Raw genomic sequence first — 207 nt, 5'->3', positions numbered from 1 at the left:
AGCCCTTTTCGATGCAAGAGCTTTCGTAATGCTTCGCGGGAAATGGATATGCTGTAATGGTGGTACACATAGAAGGCCGGTGAATTAATGAAAAAGGCAACTCATCCCAACTCTTTTTCAATTAGAGAAACTTTGTCAGATCTGTTCTCCTTGCTGATCAAATACCGCTGGTTTGAGCAAAAAACTTGTTTTTCACCAGCCTTATAG

Source organism: Geobacillus sp. ZGt-1 (assembly GCF_001026865.1).
GTDB lineage: Bacteria > Bacillota > Bacilli > Bacillales > Anoxybacillaceae > Geobacillus > Geobacillus thermoleovorans.
Note: the sequence above shows the minus strand (reverse complement) of the source record.